The organism is Paenarthrobacter sp. PAE-2 (genome assembly GCF_026013155.1).
Lineage (GTDB): Bacteria > Actinomycetota > Actinomycetes > Actinomycetales > Micrococcaceae > Arthrobacter > Arthrobacter ureafaciens.
This window is the reverse complement of sequence record NZ_JAPDNV010000058.1, coordinates 1-8,459: the sequence shown is the minus strand read 5'-3', so window position 1 is coordinate 8,459 and position 8,459 is coordinate 1. Positions and strand designations below refer to the sequence as shown.

11 protein-coding genes are annotated in these 8,459 nt (G+C 62.9%); 10 read left to right on the top strand and 1 reads right to left on the bottom strand.

Annotated elements, in window-relative coordinates; translation table 11 throughout:
• Window positions 1–156 precede the first annotated feature (156 nt).
• The 5 genes from OCL88_RS19930 to OCL88_RS19910 are packed head-to-tail and all read left to right on the top strand — an operon-like array spanning window position 157 to window position 5,323.
• Window positions 157–1,227: an iron-siderophore ABC transporter substrate-binding protein gene (locus tag OCL88_RS19930; protein WP_264963678.1), complete on the top strand. Its 1,071-nt coding sequence runs from the start codon at window positions 157–159 to the stop codon at window positions 1,225–1,227.
• 5 nt (window positions 1,228–1,232) lie between these two features.
• Window positions 1,233–2,345 carry a FecCD family ABC transporter permease gene (locus OCL88_RS19925; protein ID WP_410868824.1) on the top strand — a complete coding sequence of 371 codons (1,113 nt, stop codon included), beginning with the start codon at window positions 1,233–1,235 and terminating at the stop codon, window positions 2,343–2,345.
• A complete protein-coding gene (locus OCL88_RS19920; RefSeq protein WP_264963677.1) occupies window positions 2,342–3,448 on the top strand; it encodes a FecCD family ABC transporter permease in 1,107 nt (368 codons plus the stop codon). The genes OCL88_RS19925 and OCL88_RS19920 overlap by 4 nt, the downstream gene beginning before the upstream one ends.
• Before the next feature lies 1 nt (window position 3,449).
• Window positions 3,450–4,274: an ABC transporter ATP-binding protein gene (locus tag OCL88_RS19915; RefSeq protein ID WP_264963676.1), complete on the top strand. Its 825-nt coding sequence runs from the start codon at window positions 3,450–3,452 to the stop codon at window positions 4,272–4,274.
• A complete protein-coding gene (locus OCL88_RS19910) occupies window positions 4,271–5,323 on the top strand; it encodes a siderophore-interacting protein (RefSeq protein ID WP_264963675.1) in 1,053 nt (350 codons plus the stop codon). The genes OCL88_RS19915 and OCL88_RS19910 overlap by 4 nt, the downstream gene beginning before the upstream one ends.
• Before the next feature lie 103 nt (window positions 5,324–5,426).
• Here the strand turns inward: OCL88_RS19910 and OCL88_RS19905 are convergent, their stop codons facing one another.
• The gene (locus OCL88_RS19905) at window positions 5,427–5,714 is read right to left on the bottom strand and encodes a YciI family protein (RefSeq protein WP_021474715.1); all 288 of its coding nucleotides are present in this window, start codon (window positions 5,712–5,714) and stop codon (window positions 5,427–5,429) included.
• Window positions 5,715–5,781: 67 nt separating this feature from the next.
• Between OCL88_RS19905 and OCL88_RS19900 the strand changes: the two genes are divergently transcribed.
• The 5 genes from OCL88_RS19900 (at window position 5,782) to rpsN (ending at window position 8,112) form a co-directional block, all read left to right on the top strand.
• Window positions 5,782–6,261: a MarR family winged helix-turn-helix transcriptional regulator gene (locus OCL88_RS19900; RefSeq protein WP_264963674.1), complete on the top strand. Its 480-nt coding sequence runs from the start codon at window positions 5,782–5,784 to the stop codon at window positions 6,259–6,261.
• Window positions 6,262–6,310: 49 nt separating this feature from the next.
• Complete coding sequence (locus OCL88_RS19895) at window positions 6,311–7,081, top strand: SGNH/GDSL hydrolase family protein (protein WP_264963673.1); 771 nt, start codon at window positions 6,311–6,313, stop codon at window positions 7,079–7,081.
• Window positions 7,082–7,398: 317 nt separating this feature from the next.
• Window positions 7,399–7,635 (top strand): 50S ribosomal protein L28, encoded by a 237-nt coding sequence (rpmB, locus tag OCL88_RS19890; protein WP_021474712.1) that lies wholly within the window; start codon window positions 7,399–7,401, stop codon window positions 7,633–7,635.
• Window positions 7,635–7,802, top strand: a complete 168-nt coding sequence (gene rpmG, locus OCL88_RS19885) for a 50S ribosomal protein L33 (RefSeq protein ID WP_003798558.1) — start codon at window positions 7,635–7,637, stop codon at window positions 7,800–7,802. The genes rpmB and rpmG overlap by 1 nt, the downstream gene beginning before the upstream one ends.
• Before the next feature lie 4 nt (window positions 7,803–7,806).
• Window positions 7,807–8,112, top strand: a complete 306-nt coding sequence (gene rpsN, locus OCL88_RS19880) for a 30S ribosomal protein S14 (RefSeq protein ID WP_021474711.1) — start codon at window positions 7,807–7,809, stop codon at window positions 8,110–8,112.
• Window positions 8,113–8,459 lie beyond the last annotated feature (347 nt).

Genomic DNA, 8,459 nt, shown 5'->3' with positions numbered 1-8,459 from the left:
TCCCGAAAGGGGGTGGGATGTGGGAGAGGGATTCCCGAAAGGGGGTGGGATGTGGCAGAGGGATGCGGGGAGGGATTACGCGACAGAAACGTTTCGTAATTATCTGAAGGATAGGCTAGCCTTACTTAGGTTCGCATCACTTACTTAAGGAGTCCCGTGGCTTCCCATCTCCCACGCCGCGCCCTGCTGAAGACTGCAGGTTCCGCGACGGTCGCACTGGCCGCCGTCGCCCTTACCCTCTCTGGTTGCTCCACCGGGCCCGCCACCTCGGCGCCGGCATCATCGGAAGCAGCATCGTCGGCTTTCCCCGTCACCATCAAGCACGCCTTCGGTGAGACCACCATCAAGGAACAGCCCAAGCGGGTCGTCACCATTTCGTGGGTCAACGATGACATCGCGATCGCCCTCGGCGTCGTTCCGGTCGGTGTCCCCAAGAACGAGTGGGGCAACAATGACAAGGGCTCAACCCCGTGGAAGGACGACGCCCTGGAGAAGGCCGGCGCCGGCTTTGGTTCCGATAAAGCTCCCGTCCAGTTCTCCGAAGCAGACGGAATCAACTTCACTGAAATCGCCAAGCTCAGCCCGGACGTCATCCTCGGCGCGTACTCCGGTCTCGAAGAAGCCGACTACAAGAAGCTTTCCGAAATCGCCCCGGTAGTTGCCTATCCGGAGCTGGCTTACGGCACGCCGTGGCAGGAGAGCACCACCATGATCGGCAAGGCGCTGGGCAAGGAAGCCGAGGCCAAGAAGCTGGTTGAGGACACTGAGGCCACCATCAAGGACAAGGTTGCCAAGTACCCGCAGATCAAGGACAAGACCTTCATCTACGGCAACCTCGAGCCCGCCAAGGGCGATGGCGTCAACGTATACACCGCTATCGACAACCGCCCCCGGTTCCTCTCCGACATCGGAATGAAGCTGGCGCCGGTGGTCACGGAGAACACCAAGACCAACAAGGACTTCTTCATCCCGTGGTCGGCCGAGAAGGCCAACGAGCTCGACTCCGACATCTTCGTCACCTGGGTTCCGGATGCAACCACAGCCGAGGCCATCAAGACTGATCCCCTGCTGGGCCAGATCCCTGCCATCAAGAGCGGCGCGCTGGTTGCCGACTCGGACAACACCCTGACGCTGTCCATCTCTGCCTCTTCCCCGCTGAGCCTGCCGTGGGCGCTGGATACATTCCTGCCGCAACTGGGTAAAGCAGCGGACGCAGCAGGCAAGTAAGTCCAGTGAAGTTGAGTACGACGACGGCGGCTACCGTGGAGCGGGTTGGTGGCACTTCGGTGCCTGGCAACCAGCGAGGCATCGCTCACGGCAGCAACGCGACCGCTGCAAACGGTTCGCGGACAGCAGGTAAGCGCACCGCCTTACTGCTGCTCGCCGTCGTCGTACTCGCAGCTGCGTGCGCCGCGTCCTTGGCGATCGGCGCACGCGGACTTCCCCTTACAACCATCTGGGAAGCCGTCACCAACTTCAATCCGCAGGACGGCGACCACGCCGTAGTCATCGCCCGGATTCCGCGTACTGTGCTTGGCCTGCTCGCTGGCGCCGCCCTTGGCCTGGCGGGTGCTTCCATGCAGGGTGTTGCCCGCAACCCCTTGGCCGATCCCGGAATCCTGGGCCTCAACGCCGGTGCCGCGCTGGCGGTCGTGGTGGGCATTTACGTCTTTGGCATCACGTCGCTGTCCGGCTACATCTGGTTCGCCTTCATTGGTGCCGCGGCGGCCGCCGTCGTGGTTTACGCCATCGCCTCCCGCGGCCGTGACGGTGCGACGCCGGTCAAACTTGCCCTGGCAGGCGCGGCGCTGAGTGCCGGGTTGTTTTCGCTGATGAACGTCATCCTGGTCTCAAGCCAGGACACCCTGGACCGCTTCCGTTTCTGGCAGGTGGGCAGCATCGGCGGCCGTGACTGGTCGGTTCTCCTTCCCGCACTGCCGTTCCTCCTTGTCGGTGCTTTGGTGGTGGTGGCGGGCGGGCGTGTCCTGAACGGCCTGGCCTTGGGAGATGACGTCGCACGCGGACTCGGCCAGAACGTTGGCCTTTCGCGCGGAATCATCGGACTGGGAATCGTTTTGCTCTGCGGTTCCGCAACTGCCTTGGCCGGTCCCATCGGCTTTCTGGGCCTCGTTATACCCCACGCCATCCGATCCCTGACCGGGCCGGACTACCGCTGGATCCTGCCGTTCTCCATGGTGTCCGCACCCATCCTGCTCATCGCCGCCGACGTCATTGGCCGCGTCATCCTGCTCCCGGGGGAAGTTCCCGCCGGCATCATGACCGCATTGGTGGGCGCACCCGTCTTTGTCTGGCTCATCCGCCGGGGTAAGGCGGCCGGACTATGAGCACACTCCACAAGCTCCCCACCGAGATGGCAGTTAATGCCAATCCGGCCCCCAAACACCCTCATCAATTGTCATTTCGGCGGGTCCTGAGCCGCACGTTCATCCTGGCCCTCGCACTTGTAGCGATGTTTGCGGTGTACGTGCTTCTGGGCAGCTACACGGTGACTATCCCCGACTTCTTCACGATCGTCATCAACCACCTCACCGGCGGCGAAAAGATCCCCGGCGCCAGCTTCATTGTCATGGAACACAAACTGCCCCGCGCGGCGGTGGGTACATTGATCGGCGTAGCGTTCGGCCTCGCCGGTGCCTTGTTCCAGACCATGCTCCGGAACCCCCTCGCGAGCCCGGACATCATCGGTATCAGCTACGGGGCAAGCGCCGCTGCAGTCACGGCAATCGTAATCTTCGGAGCCTCGGGCGCCGTGGTATCCGCAGCGGCCTTGGGCGGCGCACTCGGCGTGGCTGCCATCATCTACGCCATCTCACGGAGTGCTGGCAATGGTGGCGGTAACCGCGGCAATGCGGCAGGCAATCGCCTCATCCTCGCCGGGGTGGGCATCGCCGCCGCACTGCACGCGGTAGTGAATTTCCTGATGACCCGCGCGGACATCCGCACGGCCGCGGATGCCCTCGTCTGGCTCAACGGGTCCCTTAACTCCGCCAACTGGGAACGCGCCGGAATCCTGGCAGCAGCCTTGCTGGTGCTCATTCCGGCGGTGATGTTCCTGTCCGGCCCGCTGCGCATGCTGGAGCTCGGCGATGATGCCGCTGCCGGGCTCGGAATCAGGGTCAACGCCACCCGGCTGGGACTGGTGGTCACCGCCGTCGCGCTTTCCGCCGTCGCAACCGCAGCTGCCGGACCGGTAGCGTTCGTAGCTTTCCTGGCCGGACCGATTTCCCGCCGGTTCGTCCGCAAAGCCAGCCTTCCGGCGTCGGCCCTCACAGGCGCGCTGATTGTCCTCGCCGCCGATTTCTTTGCCTCCAACATCGCACCGTTGATCCTCGATGGAACGGTCCTGCCGGTCGGCGTCATTTCCGGCGCCCTCGGTGCACCGTTCCTGCTGTGGCTCCTCGTCACGTCGAACCGAAAGGAAGCCTGACATGGCCCTCCTTAATGCCAAGGACCTGACGCTCCAGTATGAGCAGCGCAAGGTGGTGGAAGGACTTTCCACGGAGATTCCCGAAGGCAAAGTGATCATGATCGTCGGGGCGAATGCCTGCGGCAAGTCCACTCTGCTGCGGGGGCTGTCACGGCTCCTGAAGCCGGCCGGTGGCGCCGTTACCCTGGACGGCAAGGACATCCACTCCCGTCCCGCCCGCGAACTTGCCCGCACGCTCGGGCTGCTGCCCCAGCACCCCACCGCCCCTGACGGCATCACCGTCCGGGACCTCGTGGGACGAGGCCGGTACCCGCACCAAGGTCTCTTCCGCAGTTGGAGCGCCAACGACGACGCCGCAGTCCAGCGCGCGCTTGAGGCGACCGCAACGCGGGAGCTGGCAGAACGCTGCGTCGATGAACTGTCCGGCGGCCAGCGCCAACGCGTGTGGATCGCCATGGCGTTGGCCCAGGAGACCGAAGTCCTGCTGCTCGACGAGCCCACCACCTACTTGGACCTCGCCCATCAAGTGGAAGTCCTGGACCTGGTGACCGACCTCAACCGCACCCGCGGGACCACGGTAGCCATCGTGCTGCACGACCTCAACCTTGCTGCCCGCTATGCAGACCACGTGATTGCCATGAAGGGCGGTTGCATCGTGGCTGAAGGGTCTGCCTCAGCCGTGGTGACCGAGGAATTGGTGTACACAGTTTTCGGCCTGGAATCCCGTGTGGTCCAGGACCCAATTTCCGGCACACCGCTGATCGTCCCGATCGGCCGCCATCACGCCCAGCCCGCTAGAACCAACGAACTGGAGATCGCCTCATGAGTGCACAACCCACCCAGGCCACAGCGAGTGCTGTGGAGCCGATGACGCTGGCGTTCGATGTCACGGTGAGTGCTGTCCAGGAACTCAGCCCCAACTTCCGGCGCATCACGTTCGGCGGCTACTCCCTGCGGAACTTTGGCGTAGCCGGGGACACCCTGGATCTCCGCGTGAAACTGATGATCCCGTCCATGGATGCAGCGGGACAACCGATCCCGTTGCCCGAGTTCACCATGGAAGAGGCTGGCTGGTACCAGGAATGGCTGGCCATGGACCCCGCTGTCCGTGGCTCGATGCGCACCTACACTGTCCGCTCGGAGCGCCTTGATGCCGTGTACCCGGAGATCGACATTGACTTCGTCATGCACTTTGACGATTCCGGCCAAGGCGGGCCAGCAGCCAACTGGGCCTTGGCCGCCAAACCGGGGGACACCCTCACCATCATCGGCCCCAACAACCGGGCCGCCCAATGCACCACCGCCGGCGCGTACGGCGGCATCGAATGGCGGCCTGGCCTGGCCCAGCGTGTCCTCCTCGCCGGCGACGAAACCGCAGTCCCGGCCATCAGCGCGATCCTCGAAAGCCTCCCGGCCGACATGACAGGGCATGCATTCCTTGAGGTGCCCTCTGCCGCGGACTTCCAGGAGATCAGCACGCCGGCAAATGTCGAGATCACCTGGCTCGCCCGCGGCGCATCCATCGGACGCTCGCGTCCCCACGGTGAACTCCTCAAGGCTGCCGTGGCCAAGGCCGTTCCCGTTCCCGGCTGGGTGGGCTTGAAGGGCGCCGAAACCGCCGCCGGCCCCGAGCCGGAGGACGTGAACGTGGACCAAGAGATCCTTTGGGAGACCCCGCAGCGCATGGACGCGGCAGCTATCGAAGCCTCCAAGAACCCCACGCTGCCGGCCGGCGCCTTGCCCTTCTACGCCTGGATTGCCGGGGAAGCCTTCGTGATCAAGGAGATGCGGCGGTACCTGGTGCGCGATGTCGGCATAGACCGTAAGCAGGTAGCTTTCATGGGCTACTGGCGCCGCGGCAAAGCCGAAGGCTGACTCGCTGTCACATCCTGCGGGGTTTGGGGCGTTCCTCTGTCACATCCCGCGCGTTTTCAGGCGCTCCTCTGTCACATCCCGCGCGTTTTCGGGCGCTCCTCTGTCAGGAATCCAGCAGGTTCTCGTAACCGTCCGCCACGGTGGTGGCGTTGAATTCGATGATCTCGAAATCCGCCACTCCGTTGCTGTAGAACGGGTCCTTCGCCAGGGATTCATCCAAAGTTGCCCTGTCCACGTTGGAGAGCAGGACTCCGCCAACTGCCGGGACGCGACGTCCGGACGCTACGAACACACCGCCGTCGAACGCTTCCTTAAGCCAGGCCATATGGCCCGGCCGGTGGAAGTCCACAATCTCGTCGGGAACCCTGTAGGTCAGTGACACAACAAACATGCCGTCAGCCTACCGTTTCGGGATTGCGCGAACGGGGGAGGTAACGGATTCTCCTAAGATTGAAGCCATGACTGAACCGCGCTGGCTTAACGCTGAGGAACGCCGGGCTTGGCTGGCCCTCCTGAGCATCAACACCCTTCTTCCGTCAGCGTTGGACACGCAACTGCAGTCCGCCGGAAAGCTGTCCCTTTTCGACTACAACGTTTTGGCCATGCTCTCCGAGGCTGAGGGCCGCTACCTTCCGATGAGCGAACTCGCTGCCCGCACGAGTGCTTCTTTGTCCCGCCTTTCACACGTGGTGACCAAGCTGCAGAAGCGCGGCTGGGTTGAGCGCGAGGCGCACCCCGGTGATGCCCGGGTAACTGTTGCCCACCTGACAGAGGCGGGGATGAACACCATCGTTTCGCTGGCGCCCGGACACGTTGAATCTGTCCGCACGCTGATGCTGGACTCGCTGACCCCCGACGACGTGGCGGACCTGGCGCGCATCGGTGAGAAGATCGTGGCCCGGCTCGACAACAACCACTGGATCCTCCGCGATTCCTAGCAGCCTGCCGGCTTTGTTGGGCCGAGCCTTCGGGTGGCAGACTGGCGGCATGGATTTTTCTGCCCGTTATGTTGCCCTGGGAGACTCCTTCACCGAGGGCGTCGGAGACGCTGACTCCTCGCGCCCCAACGGAGTGCGCGGATGGGCCGACATCATGGCCGCCCAGCTGGCCCAGAGCAATGAGGGCTTCGGGTACGCCAATCTCGCTATCCGCGGCAAGAAACTGCGCCAGATCATGGCAGAGCAGGTGGATGCCGCCGTCGAACTTAAACCCACGTTGGTGACCCTGTACGCAGGGGCGAACGACATCCTGCGTCCCAAGATCGACATTGACTCGCTTTTGCAGGATTACGACGCCGGAATCGCCAAGTTAAGCGCGACGGGCGCAACAGTGGTTCTCTTCACGGGCTTCGATGCCAAGGGTTCCAAGGTCTTCGGCGCCATGCGCGGGCGCACGGCGATCTACAACGAACTGGTTCGCGAAATTGCCGAAAACCACGGGGCCCTGCTGGTGGACTACTGGCGATTCGACGAATACGACGACTGGCGCATGTGGGACACGGACCGGATGCATATGTCCACTGCCGGTCACCTGAACATGGCCAAAAGAGTGCTTGATGTCCTTGAACACGAGCACGTCATCGACGTTCCGGAACCCGCGCCACAGCGGCTGCTCAGCCGTGCCGAAACATTGCGTGAAAACGCCCGGTGGGTTCGTGAGTTCGCTACGCCCTGGGTTGTCCGGCGGGTTCGGGGAACGTCGTCCGGCGACGGGCTGAGCCCCAAATACCCTGGGCTGGTCCGGCCTGATTGGTCTTAATTTGGTGCTGCCCGTAGAATAGTTAGGCGCTAGGTAGTGCGGAGCGTGTGCAATTGCTCCGGTTGGCGGTAAATGTTGGTCTAACCAGCATCCCGTGGGCCGGTAGTTAGGGGCTCAAGTTGCGTGCATCCCTGTATTCGCCCAGTATCCCAGGATCTGAAGCAGTGATTTTCACTGCCCTGTTCTGAGGCCAACCTTCTTCGCCGCGTCACTGCGGAATCCATCGGGCTGGTTCGGACTGGACGCGGACGCTGCCTGTCGCACGGTACTGCAGGAAGACCCTGCACGCCGTTACATTCAAACTTTGGAGGAGAGTCATGGCAGCACACTGCCAAGTGACCGGAGCCGAGCCGGGCTTTGGACACAGCATTTCGCACTCGCACCGCCGCAACAAGCGCCGGTTCGATCCGAACATTCAGAAGAAGCGTTACTGGGTTCCTTCCCTGCGCCGCAACGTCACCCTGACGCTGTCCGCAAAGGGCATCAAGGTAATTGACGCTCGCGGCATCGACGCGGTCGTCGCCGACATCCTGGCACGAGGAGTGAAGCTCTAATGGCAAAGGACAAGGACGTACGTCCCATCATCAAGCTGAAGTCCACTGCGGGCACCGGCTACACCTACGTGACGCGCAAGAACCGTCGTAACGACCCCGACCGTCTGGTCCTGAAGAAGTACGACCCCAAGATCCGCCAGCACGTCGAATTCCGAGAGGAGCGCTAAACACATGGCTAAGAAGTCCAAGATTGCTCGTAACGAGCAGCGCAAGGTCATCGTTGAGCGCTACGCTGCCAAGCGCCTCGAGCTGAAGAAGACCCTGGTTGACCCCAACGCGTCTGACGAAGCCCGCGAAGCTGCACGCCTCGGCCTGCAGAAGCTGCCCCGCAACGCCTCCCCGATCCGTCTGCGTAACCGCGACCAGATCGACGGCCGTCCCCGCGGCACCTTCCAGAAGTTCGGTATCTCCCGCGTTCGCTTCCGCGACATGGCTCACAAGGGTGAGCTGCCGGGTATCACCAAGTCTTCCTGGTAAGCACCAAGCTCGTCTAAAGAGGCCGGTAACCGTCATGGTTGCCGGCCTCTTTGGCGTTTAATCGGCGGTTGGGGTTGCTCTATCACTTCCCGTCGGTTTCCCGGGGTTGCTCTATCACTTCCCGTCGGTTTCCCGGGGTTGGTCTATCACCGGGCGTTCCTGGACGGGGTATCACCGGGCGTTCCTGGACGGGGTAGGTGATGGACTTCACATGGGTGCAATCTCGCTGTGCGAGGCTGTTTTCACGCCGCTTCCCTTGTGTTCCAGGGGTTTTGGAGGGGTCTCGGTGCCGATTTGTTTCGGGGGTTGGGGGTGTGTAAAGTTATTCGAGTTGCCGCCGCTGATGC